This window comes from Gilliamella sp. B14448G11, from assembly GCF_016101765.1.
GTDB classification, from domain to species: Bacteria; Pseudomonadota; Gammaproteobacteria; order Enterobacterales; family Orbaceae; genus Gilliamella; species Gilliamella apicola_N.
The window spans coordinates 1-319 of the sequence record NZ_JACFPX010000062.1 but is presented as its reverse complement, the minus strand read 5'-3'; the positions used below and the strand labels follow the sequence as shown (position 1 = coordinate 319).

Here is a 319-nt window from a genome sequence, read left to right as displayed (position 1 = left end):
TCATCGACGAATAGCCTTGACTCATGAAGGTATGAACTTATTTAAAGTAGTCAAAAAGTCTCTAAATATTTTAAATCAAGAAATAAAAGGAGAATTATTATGTATGATGAAAATAGATTTTTAAAGAAAAATCATGTTATTAATCGTTATCAACTCTCTAAGCTGCACACGTTTGAGTCAGTTGCTCGTCATTTATCATTTGCATTAGCAGCTGAAGAACTTTGCATTAGTCCGAGTGCAGTAAGTCATCAAATTAATAAACTGGAAGATGAACTTTCATTTAAATTATTTCAGCGCTATCATCGACGAATAGCCTTGA

1 protein-coding gene is annotated in these 319 nt (G+C 31.3%); it reads left to right on the top strand.

The window, feature by feature from the left end:
• Window positions 1-99: 99 nt before the first annotated feature.
• Window positions 100-319, top strand: a 220-nt coding sequence (locus tag H3S88_RS13185; protein ID WP_198229257.1) for a LysR family transcriptional regulator, incomplete at its 3' end; no start/stop codon positions are given.